12 protein-coding genes are annotated in these 16,928 nt (G+C 41.5%); 6 read left to right on the top strand and 6 right to left on the bottom strand.

The window, feature by feature from the left end; translation table 11 throughout:
• Nucleotides 1-10: 10 nt before the first annotated feature.
• From ACXAH9_RS01675 to ACXAH9_RS01665, 3 genes are read left to right on the top strand one after another with little or no spacing between them, the layout of a single operon-like run.
• Entirely contained in the window at nucleotides 11-694 is a 684-nt protein-coding gene (locus ACXAH9_RS01675; protein ID WP_474893151.1) for an RluA family pseudouridine synthase, read from the top strand.
• On the top strand, nucleotides 691-1,002 hold the full coding sequence (locus ACXAH9_RS01670) for a DUF6787 family protein (protein ID WP_474893150.1): 312 nt from the start codon (nucleotides 691-693) through the stop codon (nucleotides 1,000-1,002). The genes ACXAH9_RS01675 and ACXAH9_RS01670 overlap by 4 nt, the downstream gene beginning before the upstream one ends.
• Entirely contained in the window at nucleotides 986-1,954 is a 969-nt protein-coding gene (locus ACXAH9_RS01665) for an aminodeoxychorismate synthase component I (protein WP_474893149.1), read from the top strand. The genes ACXAH9_RS01670 and ACXAH9_RS01665 overlap by 17 nt, the downstream gene beginning before the upstream one ends.
• 69 nt (nucleotides 1,955-2,023) lie before the next feature.
• Here the strand turns inward: ACXAH9_RS01665 and ACXAH9_RS01660 are convergent, their stop codons facing one another.
• Nucleotides 2,024-5,278: a WD40/YVTN/BNR-like repeat-containing protein gene (locus ACXAH9_RS01660; protein ID WP_474893148.1), complete on the bottom strand. Its 3,255-nt coding sequence runs from the start codon at nucleotides 5,276-5,278 to the stop codon at nucleotides 2,024-2,026.
• Nucleotides 5,279-5,520: 242 nt separating this feature from the next.
• On the opposite strand from ACXAH9_RS01660, the gene ACXAH9_RS01655 reads away from it, so the two are divergent.
• Nucleotides 5,521-6,621 carry a fatty acid desaturase family protein gene (locus ACXAH9_RS01655; RefSeq protein ID WP_474893147.1) on the top strand — a complete coding sequence of 367 codons (1,101 nt, stop codon included), beginning with the start codon at nucleotides 5,521-5,523 and terminating at the stop codon, nucleotides 6,619-6,621.
• A 138-nt stretch (nucleotides 6,622-6,759) separates the two neighbouring features.
• Here ACXAH9_RS01655 and ACXAH9_RS01650 read toward each other — a convergent pair whose 3' ends face one another.
• A complete protein-coding gene (locus tag ACXAH9_RS01650; RefSeq protein ID WP_474893146.1) occupies nucleotides 6,760-9,672 on the bottom strand; it encodes a CHAT domain-containing protein in 2,913 nt (970 codons plus the stop codon).
• Nucleotides 9,673-9,723: 51 nt separating this feature from the next.
• Between ACXAH9_RS01650 and ACXAH9_RS01645 the strand changes: the two genes are divergently transcribed.
• Nucleotides 9,724-10,335 carry an aminotransferase class IV gene (locus tag ACXAH9_RS01645; RefSeq protein ID WP_474893145.1) on the top strand — a complete coding sequence of 204 codons (612 nt, stop codon included), beginning with the start codon at nucleotides 9,724-9,726 and terminating at the stop codon, nucleotides 10,333-10,335.
• Here ACXAH9_RS01645 and ACXAH9_RS01640 read toward each other — a convergent pair.
• The 3 genes from ACXAH9_RS01640 to atpD all read right to left on the bottom strand — a co-directional run bounded on the left by ACXAH9_RS01640 (nucleotide 10,307) and on the right by atpD (nucleotide 13,549).
• Nucleotides 10,307-11,563: a CHASE2 domain-containing protein gene (locus ACXAH9_RS01640; protein ID WP_474893144.1), complete on the bottom strand. Its 1,257-nt coding sequence runs from the start codon at nucleotides 11,561-11,563 to the stop codon at nucleotides 10,307-10,309. The two genes, ACXAH9_RS01645 and ACXAH9_RS01640, sit on opposite strands and share 29 nt — an antisense overlap.
• Before the next feature lie 106 nt (nucleotides 11,564-11,669).
• Nucleotides 11,670-11,921 (bottom strand): ATP synthase F1 subunit epsilon, encoded by a 252-nt coding sequence (gene atpC / locus ACXAH9_RS01635; protein ID WP_474893143.1) that lies wholly within the window; start codon nucleotides 11,919-11,921, stop codon nucleotides 11,670-11,672.
• A gap of 119 nt (nucleotides 11,922-12,040) precedes the next feature.
• Complete coding sequence (atpD, locus tag ACXAH9_RS01630) at nucleotides 12,041-13,549, bottom strand: F0F1 ATP synthase subunit beta (protein ID WP_474893142.1); 1,509 nt, start codon at nucleotides 13,547-13,549, stop codon at nucleotides 12,041-12,043.
• A gap of 149 nt (nucleotides 13,550-13,698) precedes the next feature.
• On the opposite strand from atpD, the gene ACXAH9_RS01625 reads away from it, so the two are divergent.
• Nucleotides 13,699-15,702, top strand: a complete 2,004-nt coding sequence (locus ACXAH9_RS01625) for an amidohydrolase family protein (RefSeq protein ID WP_474893141.1) — start codon at nucleotides 13,699-13,701, stop codon at nucleotides 15,700-15,702.
• Here ACXAH9_RS01625 and ACXAH9_RS01620 read toward each other — a convergent pair whose 3' ends face one another.
• On the bottom strand, nucleotides 15,703-16,911 hold the full coding sequence (locus ACXAH9_RS01620; RefSeq protein ID WP_474893140.1) for a sensor histidine kinase: 1,209 nt from the start codon (nucleotides 16,909-16,911) through the stop codon (nucleotides 15,703-15,705).
• Nucleotides 16,912-16,928: the final 17 nt, after the last annotated feature.

Raw genomic sequence — 16,928 nt, 5'->3', positions numbered from 1 at the left:
TTGACCCAATATGAATAAACCAATAGTCAAATACGAAGACAACCACCTCCTCATAGTGGAGAAGCCGGCCGGATGGTTGGTGCAGGGAGATGAGACAGGTGATGGTACATTGACCGATTGGGCTACAGAGTACATTCGTAAAAAATATAATAAGCCAGGCAATGTTTTTTGCCAGCCTTGTCACAGACTCGACCGCCCTGTAGGTGGACTAGTAATATTCGCTCGTACTTCAAAAGGGTTAGAGCGGATGAACAAATTGTTTAGGGATCAGGAAATAACAAAAACCTATTTGGCTGTGGTGGATGGTGTGCCTAAAAACCCGGAGCAAGAGCTAGTACACTGGCTGGATAAAGATGGAGGTAAAAACAAGGCGCATGTTCGAAAACCTGGAAAAGGAAATGCAAAAAAAGCTGTGTTGAGTTATTCAATGCTGGCTTCTCTCGGCAAGGTGTCTCTGTTAGAGGTAAAGCCAAAAACCGGACGCCCTCACCAGATTCGAATTCAGATGCGGGAAAATGGTACTTCTATCCGCGGAGATATTAAATATGGCTTCAATAAACCAAACCCGGATAAGAGCATCGATTTACATGCATTTAAACTTGAGTTTGTACACCCGGTAAAAAACGAACCGATTAAAGTGATCTCTAAACCAAAGTGGCCTGATTTTGAGGCGTTTATTAAAGAATTGAAATGAGCTGGATTGAAAAATTAAAAAATAAGTGGGGACTGGAAAGTAACTGGCAGTTTGTGATCATCATGATTGTATTTGCCTGCACCGGAACTACCGTTGTACTAATCAAAAAGCCGCTGATCAACCTACTTTTTGAAGATGGTGTTCGTCCACTATGGTTCCAGATATCCTACTGGGTACTGATCCTACCAATCTATAATGTCATCCTGCTTTTCTACGGATTCCTCTTTCGACAATTCGATTTCTTCTGGAAGTACGAGCAAAAAATGCTTAGGCGCTTTGGAATAAAAGTGAATGCTGACAAAGAATGAAGCGATATCGAAGCTAAATGATCTTGGAGCGGCTGGTCAGCCGTTTTCTTTTTATTGTGATTTTTTTGGGGAGAAATGGTGTATTCAAAGTAGTGATCAGGCAAGCAAATTTTACCTGAATATTGAGAATAAAGTTCAAGGTATAAATCAGTCGACAGTAGACAGTAGACAGGTTAACTTTGAAAAATATCCAGTAAAATATTCAGTATTTAAATCGGCCTTCGATCAGGTGATCCACCAAATCAACATAGGCAATTCATTCCTTACCAACCTCACCTTTGAAACCCCGATAGAAACGAATCTGAGTCTGGAAGAAATCTTTCAGTATTCACAAGCTAAGTACAAACTGCTGGTGCCTGATCAATTTGTGGTCTTCTCTCCTGAGACCTTTGTGAAAATTCAGGATGATCACATCTATTCATATCCAATGAAAGGAACCATCAATGCTTCGATCCAAAATGCTGAGCAGACCATCCTCAATGACCCAAAAGAAACTGCCGAACATGTCACCATTGTGGATTTGATCAGGAATGATCTGAGCCAGGTTGCGGAAAAAGTAGAAGTAACTAAGTTTCGTTACATCGATCGGTTAGAGACGAACGACAAGGAATTGCTTCAAGTTAGTTCAGAGATAAAGGGATACCTCGGCAATGAATGGAAAAGTAAACTCGGGGAGATTCTTTCCAAATTATTGCCAGCGGGCTCTATATCCGGAGCACCCAAACCGGAGACCATCAAAATCATTCAAAAAGCAGAGTCCTATGATCGTGGATTTTATACCGGCATCTGTGGTTATTTTGATGGAGAATCTTTAGATACCGGAGTGATGATTCGCTTCATCAAAAAAGAAAACGATAAGCTGATGTTCTGCAGCGGAGGTGGCATAACCTCATTTAGTAAGGCAGAAAAAGAATACCAGGAGATGGTGGATAAGGTGTATTTGGCTATATAGAACATTAAGAGACCTCCGAAGCTTTGAAAACTTCGGAGGTCTTATTGATGAAGGTAGAAAAAAGTTGATCTACCTCCCCTCTACCCAGGATCCTCCTGCTTCTACTACCCTGTCAGCGATACTTTGGGCTTTGATGCGCTGAGCTTCCAGCCTGGCCAACATATCCGTCCACTGCTCCTTAATAATGCGCATGGTTTCTTCGTGTGTTTCAGTTGGACCATACGTTGAAGTAGTGATTCCTCTATTCAATGCAAATAATCTCGCGCCAATCGTAGGTCTGCTCTTTTCACCAACCTGATTTTTAGCAGGATTCCCATTGAATTCAGTATCCAGTTTTCCTAGCTCGCTTCTAAGAGTTGCAACTTCCGCCATTACTTCACTACCTACATTGGCATGTCCGGCTGCTTTAAAAAGCAAGTCAGCCATTTTCATAGATTTAGACAGCTGTACCCCCAGCTTGCCTACATCTCTGCTCAGATCCTCATATGCTCTCCAGAAGGCAACCACTTCGTCCATTGGGTTTCCTTCCAGTGTACCTTCGTATAATGGCTCTACCACTACATTCACCGGGCCGGCAATCTGACTAAAGTTTCCTCTCTCGTATTTATGCAGAGTAGCTGTGTATGTACCAGGAGCACATAGCAACCCATTAACATTTCCAAAATCACCCTCCAGATCAACTGCTTTCGTGATGCCTACTCTTAGGTTCCAAGCCACACGATTGAAGCCTTTCTTATTAGTCGCTTTTACGCGATTAATGATGTTCCCAGCCTGATCTTTGATCTCGACATAGACAAACGGATCCATTTCTCTGGTCTCATCCTCCAGTGCATCCCATCCTGGGAATGGGATATTACCTGTTTTTCCTTTCTCGCTAGCTTGCCTTTGTTCCTCTAAGCTTTTGTAGCTGTCTTTTAAGTAATAGGTGAACACAGCCCCAAAATCAGGATTAGGAGCTACATAAAGCTGTGATCCTTGAGATCCTCGCTTATCATCAAAACTCAACACCGGACGCTCAACATACCACCATGCTTTTCGGGGTTCAAACAAAGTAGCTTCCTGGCTAATCTGAGTTTGATTGACATTGCGCAACGCTGAGTAATCATCCAGGATATAAAACCCTCTACCGAATGAGGCAGCTACCAGGTCATTTTCTCGTCGCTGAATGGCCAGGTCTCTGAATGAAATTGTTGGGATTCCGCCTTTCAACTCAGTCCAGCTTTGCCCTCCATCTACTGTGAAGTACACGCCAAACTCTGTGGCAGCAAACATCAAGTCATTATTGACATGATCTTGTACAATTCTCCAAACCAGGTTCTTATTTCCCAGTCCATTTTCTATACGTGTCCAGGTTCTGCCTTTGTCGGTACTCTTTACCAGGTATGGACGATAATCTCCCTCCTTGTGGTTGTCCAATGCCACATAGAGCGTGTTTTCATCAAAAAGATCAGCTTTCACATCGTTGACATAGCATCTGGATGGCACACCCATCGCACTCACTTCGACCTTCCTCCAGTTTTGGCCCTCATCTTCGGTCACCTGAATGAGTCCATCGTCTGTACCAATGAAAATGACTTGCTCGTTCTGCGGAGAGACGGCAATAGAAGTGATCGTGTTGAAATTCGACATAGCTCCAATATCCCAAGGAGAATCCCAGCTCTGAGTTCTTCCCATGATTGGTAATGCCAAACGCTCTTGATCTCGAGTCAAATCACCCGATAATGCTGTCCAGCTATCACCACGGTTTGTCGACTTCCACAATCTTTGCGACCCATGATAGATGGTCGCCGGATCGTGTGGTGATACCAAAATAGGTGCATCCCAATTGTATCGCTCAAAGTCTTCGTCCGGGCCAGGTTGAGGCATAATGTCTGTTACTTCACCTGTCTTCAGATCAATTCTGGAAAGCGTGCCTTGCTGACGCTGACCATACATGATGTTTGGATTTCCGGGTTCGGTCGCTGGCTGGTGCCCATCCCAGTTTAAAACAACTTGCCAATCCGCGTTTCGGATGCCGTGCAGATTATCTGTCCGTGACGGACCTCCCTGCGTACTGTTGTCTTGCGTGCCGCCATATACATTGTAAAACGGCTCATCATCATCCACTGCAACTTTGTAAAACTGGGTGATCGGAAGATTTTCCATATACCTCCACGTAGCGCCCAGATCAAAACTTTCATAAACACCACCATCAGTTCCAACTAACAAATAATTCGGATCAGACATTTTGAATGCTACCGCATGATTGTCTCCATGCTTGGCGGTCTCATCCATGTTTTCAAATGTCTTTCCACCATCTTCAGATTTCATCAATCGATTGTTCATCATGTACAATCGATCAAATTTGTGGGGAGATGCATATATTTCCTGGTAATAGTGAGGACCTGTAGCTCCTGCTACTGCATCAGACATTTTAGTCCAGCTGCCACCTCTGTTTTCAGATCTCCACACTCCGCCGGTGGTTCTGTTTAGCTCAATAGCTGCGTACAATACATCCGGGTTGATAGGCGAAATTGCTAAACCTGTTTTTCCCCATTTGCCTTCCGGCAGACCCGTTTTTAGCTGGGTCCAGGTATCTCCTCCATCTTCGCTTAGGTATAAGCGAGATTTCTCTCCTCCGCCCATCCAGGCAGCAATGGTTCTGTGGTGCTCCCAGGTTACTGCATACACTCTGTTAGCATCTCTTGGATCAACAACCATATCTGTCACTCCAGTATACTGATCATCACCTAGTGTCTTTTTCCAGGTTTTGCCACCGTCGGTTGATTTAAAAAATCCACGATCGCCTCCCGGACTCCAAAGTGGTCCTTGTGAAGCGACATAAATGACATCTGAATTATCTGGGTGCACAATAATTTTAGAAATATGTTCGGAGTTTTTTAGCCCCATATTGGTCCAGCTGGCTCCACCATCGGTGCTTCTGTAGATACCGTCACCGAATCCGGCATGCCTGCCTCCTACATTTTCTCCGGTACCTACCCAAATCGTATATGGATTACTCGGATCAATGGTGACACACCCAATAGAATACACGGGCTGATCGTCAAAAATAGGTTCGAATGTGGTGCCTGCATTGACGGTTTTCCAAACTCCGCCCGAGCCAACAGCCACATACCAAACATTTTCATTGGTAGGGTCAATGGCTATGTCAGCAATACGCCCTGACATGAATGCCGGCCCAATGTTTCTGAATTTTAAATTGTTAAATAGCTCAGAGCCTATAGGACTAGTATTGGAACTGGTTGATTTTCTCCGCTGAGCATCTAGATTAAAAACAACTCCTATCAGAAAAGACAGAAGTAAAAGTGAGTATAAACGCTTCATGATATTAAGGTTAAGGTTTCTTCTAAAGATAAGAAGTAATGATTTCAGATTGAATCTCTTATTGATGGACGGTAGGTTAGTTTTTAGAATGGATGTATATCTTCTTATTCCTTTAATCGGCGTAACCAACCTTATGGCCGATGTATCCAATTGGGGCTCAGGGGTTTTGTTTGTAACTTTGCGCTTTCAAACAAAAACATTCCCACATTAGGGGTGTTTGCTTGAAAAAGAAACATATACGCATGATTATCAGATACAAATTTGAGAATAAGTTAGACAGGGAGTTTGCGGCTGCATTACGAACAAGAGTAAATGCATACTTTCAGGATAACCAAATCCAAAGAAATGCAAACAGTCGAATGATCATCAAAACCATTTCTGTGCTCTCCATGTATTTGGTTCCTTATTTTGTTTTGATATTAAGTGGATTTACTAATCTGTGGTTTTTGATGGGGCTTTGGATGCTGATGGGAATTGGCAAAGCGTTTATAGGAACCACCATCATGCACGACTCGATTCATGGATCTTATTTTAAGAATCCTGCCATGAATAACCTGATGACATTTTCAGCCACGATTGTAGGTGTAGATAAACTCATCTGGCACATCCAGCATAATGTGCTTCATCATACGTATACAAATCTTGAGCATGCGGATGAAGATATTTTGCCTCGATTCGTATTTAGATACAATACCAATCAGCCACATAAGTGGTTTCACAGATTCCAGCACATCTATGCACCGATTTTTTATTGCGTGCCACTTTTGGAATGGATCACCACAAAAGACTTTATCAAGGTTTTCGATTACAGACGAGATGGATTGATCAAGAAAAAGGATTTCCCAATGGAACTGACCAAAGTGATCCTTAGAAAGGTGTTCTATTGGGTGGTATTCCTTGTGCTTCCGGTTATGCTTATACCCGTACCGGCCTGGATCACCATACTCATGATTTTCGCTTCTCATTGTATTACCGGAATCATGTTAGCCATGATTTTCCAGACTGCACACGTGGTAGAACCGGCCGAATTCTTTGACGAAGAAGATGAGCGTGTGAAGCACAGCTGGGTGGCTCATCAGTTGAAAACAACTTGTAACTATGGCATGGATGACAAGGTGCTTTCATGGTTTCTGGGAGGACTAAACTTTCAAATTGAACACCATCTATTCCCTGAAATCTGCCATGTCCATTATCCGGCCATATCAAAACTGGTACAGCAGACAGTAAAAGAATTTGAACTTCCTTATTTTGCTTTCCCCTCATTTGGGGCAGCAGTGGCTAGCCATTTCAAGCACATGAAAGAAATGGGTAGTGCTAAAGATTTGAATGTGCAGGTGGCATAACTGCAACATGCATTCCTATATTCTTCAAATGACACCAATAGTCTGCTATTGGGTGTAATTGATGGATTTTCGCTGGTCAATTTGAATAATTAGATGACCTCCAAAAACCCACCCCAAACCCCTCCAAGGAGGTGATTTCTAATTCAACATGACAAAGGCACCCCAATAATATGGCTCAGGGAAAGACTCTCTGAGCATTTTTTGTGCTGTGAAAAAAGCCTGTTCTTTTGGCTTGCCACCCATCCATTCCTTGTAGAAATTGGCCATCAGCTGCATGGTTGCTTCGTCACTCACTTTCCATAGACTCATAATTACTGATTCTGCGCCAGCCACCTGAAAGGCACGTTGAAGTCCGTAAACACCCTCTCCAGATTTAATCTCACCAAGTCCTGTTTCGCAGGCACTTAATACCACCAGATCTGTATTCTTCAAGTCCAATGTGATTACTTCATATGCGGTAAGCACCCCATTGTTTGTACTCTTTACTTCTACTGACTGATCATCACCTTGCATGGTTTGCTCCGCGTTTGCCAACATTAAACCAGATCTCAAAAGGGGGTTCTCTTTCGCCTGGCTGACATCCACACCAAATACTTTTTCACCAGAGGCCTGACTTTCAGGGAGAAAGAAACCGTGTGTAGCCACATGCAGCAAAGCAGGTGAGTGAATGGACTTGAAATTTTCCTCTGTAGCTTGTTTTTGTATAAACGCTTTGGTGTTGAATCCTTTACTTCTGGTCATTTCGCTGATAGCTTCCAGCTCCGCTTTTGTTCCTGGCAGAGGGCTCAATAGTCCTTTGTTTCCAAAATCCGGATAGCCAATCAAAGACACATTTTTAGAAGAAAAACCAGTGTGCTTTTCCTTTACCAGATCACGTGTACTTGTATAAAGATGAAGGTCAAGGTTATCAGAAACGAAAGTACCATCCGGTCGCTTCAAGGCTCCAATATTCAATTGAAAATAAATGCCATCAAGTGATAAATGGATATTCTTAAAACCCACAAGGGCCTCATCTACCGGCTTCCAATATTTATCATAGGATATGCGATCTTGTAACTTCGCCTTTACCATGTTCAAGTAAGCTTTCGCATACTTCCCTTCTAAATCTTCTCCATTTTTAATTTCTACAATTCGTGGGTGGATGGAGTTTAGGTCGGCAATTAAAAAGGCGTACTTCTTTTCCTTCTTAAAGCTTCGGTCAAATTCCGTATAACCAATGATTTCAATCGCCGCATCGCCAGCACTAAGATTCGATTTAACTTCTGCAAGCATTGTTTTTGGTAATTTATTAGATGTAGCGAAAGATGCAGACCTTCGGTTCAGCTCTTTTTCTAATTGATTGGCCTTTTCGTCAGCGCCATCCAAATCAATCTTTAAATCTTTAAGCTGTTCTTTTGAATAAGAGTAATAAAGCAAGAGTTTTTCTTTTGCATCCACCCAATCGGTATAGAGCTTCTTCAGACTTTCATCGTTGCTGTTCAGAATTTCTTCTCGAACCTTGCTGGAGGCACTCAATAAAATCCCTTTTGTTTTCAGGTGCAGATTATACATGTCTGTGAGAAGAGAAGGATCTTCCTTCCCTCTTTCAGAAGCAAAGGCATAGAATTTCAATATCGAAGGACGAACCTTAGCCCAATACTGGCTTTTTTCATACTCACTCATTGCTCCAAAGTACTTCTCAACCAATTCCAGGTTGGTATTCAGCACCTTTTCAAAATTTACTTTGGCCTTAGCAAAATCTCCTTTTTTCCAGAATACCACTGCCAGATCCTCCAAAGAGCTTAGGTAATCCGGATGATATTCATTGAATATCTCTAAATACGATTTACTTACTTCTCCAATGATTCTTTGGGCTTCATCCAAATTACCGGAAGTCAGATGGTATCTACCTTTGTTGTGCTTGGTTTTAATATAAGCTGGGTGCGATTCTGAGTACTTCTTTCTGAAAATATCTAATGAATGAGCCAGTAACTCGAGTACTTCTCCTGGTTTGCCCTGCTCCATAAGCACAGCCGCCAAGTAGTTCTTTACATTACCTACATCAGTCTGATTACTAGCCAGCCGCTTTCTCTTTAGCTCAATAATCTCTCTAAAAACACGTTCCGCTTCAGCATATGAGCCCGCACTGTATTGAATTAATCCTTTATTGATTTGAAAACTCACATTATCTCGACCCTTTTCTCTGAGTGCCCCTTCTGCATACCTTATGGCCTGGTCAATGGTTTCCAATGCCTTATCATACTGACCGACCTCATTATAAAGCAGTGCTTTATTGTTTAATATAATCGCGTGGGAAAGTGAGCCTACACGATCATTTTTCCTGATCACTTCTTCTGCTTCATTGAAAAAGTCTTCTGCTTCCGTGTACCTCCCCTGAGCTTGTGAGATGGTGGCATGATTGCAATAAAGAGAGGCTAGTGCGGCGGTATTCTCACCAATAATTTCTTTGAAATAACGAATGGTTTCTTCAATGAATTTCTCAGAAAGTTTATAGTCCCCCTCTGCATGGATGAGAATAGAAATATTAGCAATGGTCTTACCTAGCGCGTACCTATCTGCGATATTCATGGTATCCATCTTTACTAAATCTTCAATGGTAAATACCTGATTGAAAGATGGGACATCATCCATCATCAGATCCAGGGCATCATTGAAATTTGCAATTGCAGCCTCGGGGTGAATATATATAGAATATTCTGCGGTACGGTTCAGATCAAATACCTGCTCATAAACCTCTAATTTTACAGCGTCAGTATCCTTATCTTCGTAATTCTTCGCAAAAGTGACCAGCAAGTTTTCCTTACTATCACGATTAGCAAAAAAAGAGGCTCTGTTGCCTTGAGAGAAAATATAGTTGTAATAAGAGGTATCCTTCACCAGTTGATCTTCTCTGATCTTTGCCATCCGATCGTCCTTGTTTGCCAGTTCTTGAGGATCAACTTCCTCTTCAACCGCTTTTTTCACACGATCTTTGAGTTTTTTAAAGTTGATTTGTGCCGTTGATTCAATGGTGAAGAATGCAAAAAGAATTATCAGAATGATTCGAAACATGGCTAGGATTATTTTAAGATAAAGTTAGAGTTTTAAGCTAAGACGAAAAACATGCAACTGCTTGAAAGTATTCAAATGAAAGATGGGAAGTACATTAACCTTCCATTGCATCAGGCCAGAGTGGACCTTGCTTTTGAGCGTTTTGCTCCTTCTATTGAATCACATGATTTGAATGAAATACTCCCAAACATAGAGCTGGAAGGAACTTACAAAGTGAGGCTGGTATATGATCTGGATACGGAAGATGCGGAATATGATCTGGAGTATTCTGAATACCATGCACGAAAAATAGAGACACTCGAGGTGGTCCACTCAAAACCGTTTGATTACTCCATGAAGTACGCCGACCGTTCAAAAATCAACAGACTGGTAGAAAAATCAAATGCAGATGACATTATCATAGCCATTGATGGAAAGATAACGGATGGATCATATTTCAATGTCGCTTTTTGGAACGGTGAGGATTGGTTTACTCCAGATAGTAATCTATTAAATGGCGTGCGAAGACAGCAGCTACTGAATGAGGGGAAAATAAAAGAGTCATCTATTCAGGTAGGAGATGTTCACACTTTTGAAAAGGTTAGTTTAATCAACGCAATGCTTGATCTGGGAGATTTAGAACTACCCCTCTCAGCTATTGATATTCCCAAAACCGCCGATTGATCTTAAATACTTCCCTTCTTCTCTCTTTAGAAAACAGATTTTTAACAACACCATGGTACACTTCTAACGAATCCCCTGATAAAGCAATAACTATCATAGCCAGTGTAAAATCAGCTTTATAATTGAAAACTAACAAAAAATAGATCATCAACGTAGCTAGTCCTGCAACTTCGATCAATTGAAAGATTTTAGTAATTCCATCATACCATCTGGGCATAGCTCCATAAATAATTTTGAACAGGAATACATTGAACAGACAGAAAAAAACAGCTAGAGCTATTTGAGCACTTTCAGACATCTGATCAATGGGGTCATCATCGAGAATCTGTGAAATAATGTTCGCGTGAATGACTCCTCCAAACATGTCGTTTTTGGCCTTTCCTACATAGTTTTCATTCATCGGAGTGAAGTAAAAGTCCTCAGTTGTCTCAGTATCTCCAAGGTACTGGCCCATAAAACACATGATCACAATCTTGTCTTCAAACAAATCCGGTGCAAAATTCTCATCGTATACATCATACACATCCAAGGCAAAGTACTTCATACCATATTGTGCAGCGGAGAAACTCATGATATTGCCCTTATAATTGATTACTTCTATATCGTTCTCGCGCGCAAGAAACCTTTCTGTAGCCATTGAATCATAAGCATACGCAAGGCGTACAGGGAATGCGTATCGGGTCTCACCCTCTACTATTTCATCAGGAGTAAACTCACGACACATTTTTAGATCTTCCTGAGTGCGTGCATCAGTGATTAAATTGACGTAACCAAGCTTAGCTTCTTGCACAATATGATCTTCCGGCTTAATCGTCATGGCAAATTGTCCGGTTTCTTCGTCCAACCCAACGAGCTTTTCACCTATTACAATATTAGGTGTCTCAGAAAGCACACGTGTTAATGCACTATCTTCCGGCCATTCCTTAGGTGCATCAAGCATTACATCCAGACCTATTACCCTGGGATTGTATTGATTGATAATTTCAATTTGCCTAGCAATGCCTTCTCGATTCAAAGTCCCAATATTGACCATGACAATCCGCTCATCAGCGATTGGGTCATCTTGTAATTGCGAAAAAACTATGTCAGTTAGTTCAAAGTCTGAGAACATTTCACCGATAGGATCAAAAGCATCAAAAACATTAAGGAAAGTGAGGGACGCAAACGCCCCCATGATTCCAAAAATAAAAGCTGAACAGAGGATGGTGTCAAGAATGAATCGTTTCATAGTGGTGATTGAGTTATAGCTAAAATAGTTTTTAATACGCTATCAAAAAACAAAAAAAGCCACCTGGATTACTCCAGATGGCTTTTCAATTGAACTATTATATCTATTATTCGCTAAATATTTTTTCTACCAGCACATTCACTTTGTTATTCATCACCTCTACAACGCCTCCTTCAACAAGAAGATGTACTTCTTCTTTCTTCTCTGGCTTGTAACGAATGTCGCCTTTACCTAACGTAGAAACCATTGCAGCATGGTTGTTCAATATTTGAAAGGAACCATCGCTACCAGGAAAAGAAGCACTAACCACTTCTCCTTCAAATACTTTCTCGTCTGGTGTTACTATTTCTAGAAACATAATTATTTAAATCTATTTCCTCCCCCTAGCCCCCTCCATGAGGGGGAAATGATTTTAAAGTTGAGATGAAATGTAGGTGGAAAACCAATTCATCTCAATTATTGCCTGTCGTGTTGTGACTAGGCGTTGGCTTCAGCCATTAATTTCTCGCCTTTCTCAATAGCCTGCTCAATTGTGCCTACAAGGTTGAAAGCAGCCTCAGGTAGGTGATCCAACTCACCATCCATGATCATGTTAAAGCCTTTGATGGTATCCTTGATGTCAACAAGAACTCCCTGAAGACCTGTAAATTGCTCTGCTACGTGGAATGGCTGAGAAAGGAATCGTTGCACCCTTCTTGCTCTGTGTACTACTTCCTTATCTTCATCAGAAAGCTCGTCCATACCAAGAATGGCGATGATATCCTGAAGTTCTTTATATCTCTGAAGAATCTCTTTTACTCGCTGCGCACAATCATAGTGCTCATCACCAAGGATGTCTGCACTCAAGATTCGAGAAGTCGAATCCAATGGATCCACAGCTGGGTAAATACCAAGCTCAGCAATCTTTCTTGAAAGTACGGTTGTAGCATCCAAGTGTGAGAATGTGGTAGCTGGTGCAGGGTCAGTTAAGTCATCCGCAGGTACATAAACCGCCTGTACGGAAGTAATTGATCCTCGCTTGGTAGAAGTAATACGCTCCTGCATCAGTCCCATCTCAGTAGCTAGTGTAGGCTGATAACCCACCGCTGATGGCATACGACCAAGAAGTGCCGATACCTCAGAACCAGCCTGGGTAAATCGGAAGATGTTATCAACGAAGAAAAGAATGTCTTTTCCTTTTCCTTCCCCATCTCCATCTCTAAAGTGCTCTGCAACTGTAAGACCAGAAAGTGCAACCCGTGCTCTCGCACCCGGTGGCTCATTCATCTGACCAAATACAAATGTTGCCTTAGAGTCTTTAAGTTTTTCTTTATTCACTTTAGACAGGTCCCATCCACCTGCTTCCATGGATTCTTTGAATTCTTCACCGTAATCAACGATCCCAGCTTCAATCATCTCACGAAGAAGGTCGTTTCCTTCCCTTGTTCTCTCTCCTACACCAGCAAATACAGACAAACCACCGTGTCCTTTTGCGATGTTATTGATAAGCTCCTGGATCAATACGGTTTTACCAACACCCGCACCACCAAATAGACCAATCTTACCTCCTTTTGCATACGGCTCGATCAGATCAATTACTTTAATGCCTGTGAAAAGTACTTCTGTGGAAGTAGAAAGATCCTCGAATGGAGGAGCCTGTCTGTGGATAGGAAGACCGCTCGTGTTATCTACCTCTTCCATTCCGTCGATGGCATCACCTACAACGTTGAAAAGTCGTCCTCTGATCGCATCACCGGTTGGCATTTTGATAGGAGCACCAAGGTCTACCACCTCAGTTCCTCTCTTCAATCCATCGGTTCCTTCCATCGCGATGGTTCGCACCGCTTCTTCGCCCAAGTGCTGTTGTACTTCCAATATTACTTCTGTCCCGTCCGGACGAGTCACTTTACATGCGTCCATGATGTTTGGAAGCTTTGATCCTTCAGCGCTAAAGCTTACGTCTACTACCGGACCAATAACCTGGGTTACTTTACCTGTATTTGCCATTATCTAATGTGGTTATATTAATGGGGTTGTTTGAAATTTGGTGCGAAATTAAAGGAAAATTATATCGCAAAAAAGGAATTCCAAAGGAATAAGATTGGCTGTTGAAGCTCTTTCAAATTTGATTAAATTAGATATAATCTATCCTGATCATGAAAACGTACAACCTAATCTTCTCACTGGCTATTTCTGCCCTTATTAGCTGTTCTCCACTACCCGAAGAAGTCCCTTTTGAATCCATAAAGTACAATATCTACATGGGTGATAATTTGGCTGGGTACCAGCTCGCCTCGAAAGATAGCACGGGAGCCTATTATTATGAATTTGAATTCAACGACAGAGGTAGAGGTCCACATTTTGAGGAAACTTTCCGTCTGAATGAAAACAATGTGATGGAATATTATCAAGTTTCAGGTTACAATTACCTAAAGGATTCCATTAAAGAAACATTTGAAGTTGAGAATGGTACAGCATCCTGGGAAAGTCCATCTGAGTCTGGATCGACAACTTTTGACGGAAATAGCTTCTACTTTAACATCAATGGCTCATTTGCAAGTTTCGAGCATATTCTAAGAAAACTTGAAAGTGATCCTAACCAATCAGCTTCTACTCTTCCAAGTGGTACATGCAGGCTGAATAATGTCTATGAATATACATTAAGGGATACCATAGATCTAAAACTCATGGAGATGACGGGCGCATCATTTACACCTTCCTATTTATGGATGCGGAAAGCTGATAATCGAATGTTTGCGGCAGCAGGATCATGGTTTTCGTGCATAGCCTCCGGATATGATTCATTAAAAAATGAATTGCTGGAAATTCAGGAGGAGCATGAAGAAAACTACCTGAAATCAATTGCTGAAGACCTTTCAGAAAAGTCAGAAAATGGAATTCTAATCAGAAACGTATCAGTTTTTGACACAAAGGATGGCAAACTAAAAAAAAATCAAAATGTGCTCGTAGAAAATGGAAGAATTGCAAAGGTTTCTGAAAATGAAATTGAAGCTTCCAACTATAGAGTAATAGATGGAAATAGAAGGACAATGTTGCCCGGTCTTTTCGATATGCATACCCACGCATCCAAAAATGATGGGATATTACACATTGCAGCAGGTATCACTTCCATTAGGGATTTAGCTAATTCCACAGATCTTCCCGATTTAGCAGAGCAGTTCAACTCAAATAGTCTGATCGGGCCAAGACTGGTAGGGATGGCTGGTTTTATTGATGGAGCCGGACCTTATGCAGGGCCAACAGGAAAAATAATTAACTCTGTTGATGAAGGCATTGAAGCGGTAGAGTTTTACAAAGAATTAGGATACAATCAAATCAAACTTTATAGTTCTATAAAACCTGAATGGGTAAGTCCATTAAGTCAAAAAGCTAAGCAGCTGGGCATGAGAGTGAGTGGGCATATCCCGGCTTATATGATAGCAGAAGAAGCAGTAAATAGCGGCTATGATGAAATTCAACATATCAATATGATTGCTCTAAATTTTATGGGTGATACCCTTGACACCCGGACGCCTTTAAGATTTTCTATGGTGGGTGAGCGTGCAGTGCATATTGATCTTGATGGAGATGCCTTTACTTCTTTTGTGTCCTTACTTAAAGAAAAAAACATCGTGGTAGACCCAACCATTTCTATTTTCGAAGGAATGCTAACCTCTACCCAGAGAGATCCTGATCCGTCTTTCAGTATGATTTTGGAACGTTTGCCGATCAATATTGCACGTGGTTTTTATGGAGCCGGCTTAGCTATCCCAGATAGTCTGCGAGATACTTATAAGCAATCATACCAAAAGCTAATCGATATGGTAGGGGCTCTATATGAAAATGGAATTACTTTGGTGCCTGGAACAGATGCAATGGCTGGGTTTGGTCTCCATAGAGAATTGGAAAATTATGCACGAGCAGGAATACCAAACCATGAGGTGCTGCGGTTAGCAACAATTATTTCAGCCCAGGTTGCTGGCTTAGAGGAAGACCTTGGCTCTATTGAAGAAGGTAAGATTGCAGATTTAGTTCTTGTTAATGGAAATCCATTAGAAAATATTTCTGATGTCAGAAAAGTAGACTTGACAATCAAAGATGGAATTTTATATGATGCAGCCAAGCTTTATAACTCTATTGGAGTGCAACCTTATCAATAATCATCCATTCAGGTAAATTCGGAAAGTTGTGCCCTTGTTGATTTCAGAGTGTTTTACGAAAATTTTTCCTTGATGATATTGTTCAATAATCCGCTTGGCAAGTGTTAACCCAAGTCCCCAGCCTCTTTTTTTGGTAGTATAACCAGGTCGGAAAACATTAACGATCTTTTTTTTAGGAATTCCCTTACCGGTATCCTTCACATCTACTGCAATTCTGCCTTCATTAGCACGCAGGACACTAATATGAATAGACCCTTTACCCTCCATTGCATCCGCTGCATTCTTACATAAATTTTCGATCACCCATGCAAACAACGATTGATGAATCATGGCCTCAATATCCCGGCCCGGAAAAGCAGAGACCGTCATATGAATTTTAGTGGAAAGTCGTTTTTGAAGATAAATGACAATTTCATCAATGGTATCTACAACGTTAAATAAGGCTAGCTGCGGTTCGCTTCCGATGCTTGAGAATCTGTCAGTAATTACTTTTAATCTATCTACGTCTTTATCAATCTCAAGTAATGCTTCTTTCTGATCGGGATATAAATCCTTAAAATACTCGGACCAGGCCATAAGTGAAGAAAGCGGTGTGCCCAGTTGATGGGCTGTTTCCTTTGCTAATCCTACCCAAACATGATCCTGCTCTACCCTTCTCAGGTAATTCAAAATTAAAAAGGTAATCACCCCAAAAAGTGCAATAATGGAAAGTTGAATGTAAGGGTAGTAAGTGAGCTGCCTTAATAAGAATGAATTCTTGTAATAGATGAATTTAGTCCCATACACATTGCCGGCATCATCTGTCAGCGTGACCTCAATGGGCTCTCGTTCTTCTCTCATCCTTTCCATTTCAAGTAACAAATATTCCTTTTTCCCTGCCCCATCAAGCCGATCTGCTTTTGGAATATTTCGGTGGAACTCTGGAGCGCCATTTATATCTGTTAGAATAACAGGTATTGTATGATTTGCTGAGACGATCTCATCAAATATCATCAGGAAGTTATCGCTGGCAGTAGCCAAAAACTCTAGAGATCTGGCATAAATTTCAATCTGACGCTGTTCGCGCTCCCTGATTTGATCTACTAAACTGTTTGTATACCAGATTGACCCTAAGCTGATAACAACAGCAAACCCCACCACAATCCACTTTAAATGCGGACGTAGTGGGGCTAATGTAATGCCTGTGGCTTCTTTAATTTTCTTACTCAATCCGGATTCCTTTGTCT

This window comes from Ekhidna sp. ABH4_415, assembly GCF_056161305.1.
The sequence above is the reverse complement of the archived record's forward strand: the minus strand, read 5'-3'. Positions and strand labels throughout refer to the sequence as shown.

What these genes read in the sequence shown, in the direction of transcription:
- ACXAH9_RS01665 (WP_474893149.1), top strand. Translation starts at nt 986, where the DNA reads ATGCTGACAAAGAATGAAGCGATATCGAAGCTAAATGATCTTGGAGCG.
- ACXAH9_RS01670 (WP_474893150.1), top strand. Translation starts at nt 691, where the DNA reads ATGAGCTGGATTGAAAAATTAAAAAATAAGTGGGGACTGGAAAGTAAC.
- ACXAH9_RS01655 (WP_474893147.1), top strand. Translation starts at nt 5,521, where the DNA reads ATGATTATCAGATACAAATTTGAGAATAAGTTAGACAGGGAGTTTGCG.
- ACXAH9_RS01660 (WP_474893148.1), bottom strand. Translation starts at nt 5,278, where the DNA reads ATGAAGCGTTTATACTCACTTTTACTTCTGTCTTTTCTGATAGGAGTT.
- ACXAH9_RS01645 (WP_474893145.1), top strand. Translation starts at nt 9,724, where the DNA reads ATGCAACTGCTTGAAAGTATTCAAATGAAAGATGGGAAGTACATTAAC.
- atpC (WP_474893143.1), bottom strand. Translation starts at nt 11,921, where the DNA reads ATGTTTCTAGAAATAGTAACACCAGACGAGAAAGTATTTGAAGGAGAA.
- ACXAH9_RS01625 (WP_474893141.1), top strand. Translation starts at nt 13,699, where the DNA reads ATGAAAACGTACAACCTAATCTTCTCACTGGCTATTTCTGCCCTTATT.
- atpD (WP_474893142.1), bottom strand. Translation starts at nt 13,549, where the DNA reads ATGGCAAATACAGGTAAAGTAACCCAGGTTATTGGTCCGGTAGTAGAC.
- ACXAH9_RS01640 (WP_474893144.1), bottom strand. Translation starts at nt 11,563, where the DNA reads ATGAAACGATTCATTCTTGACACCATCCTCTGTTCAGCTTTTATTTTT.
- ACXAH9_RS01675 (WP_474893151.1), top strand. Translation starts at nt 11, where the DNA reads ATGAATAAACCAATAGTCAAATACGAAGACAACCACCTCCTCATAGTG.
- ACXAH9_RS01650 (WP_474893146.1), bottom strand. Translation starts at nt 9,672, where the DNA reads ATGTTTCGAATCATTCTGATAATTCTTTTTGCATTCTTCACCATTGAA.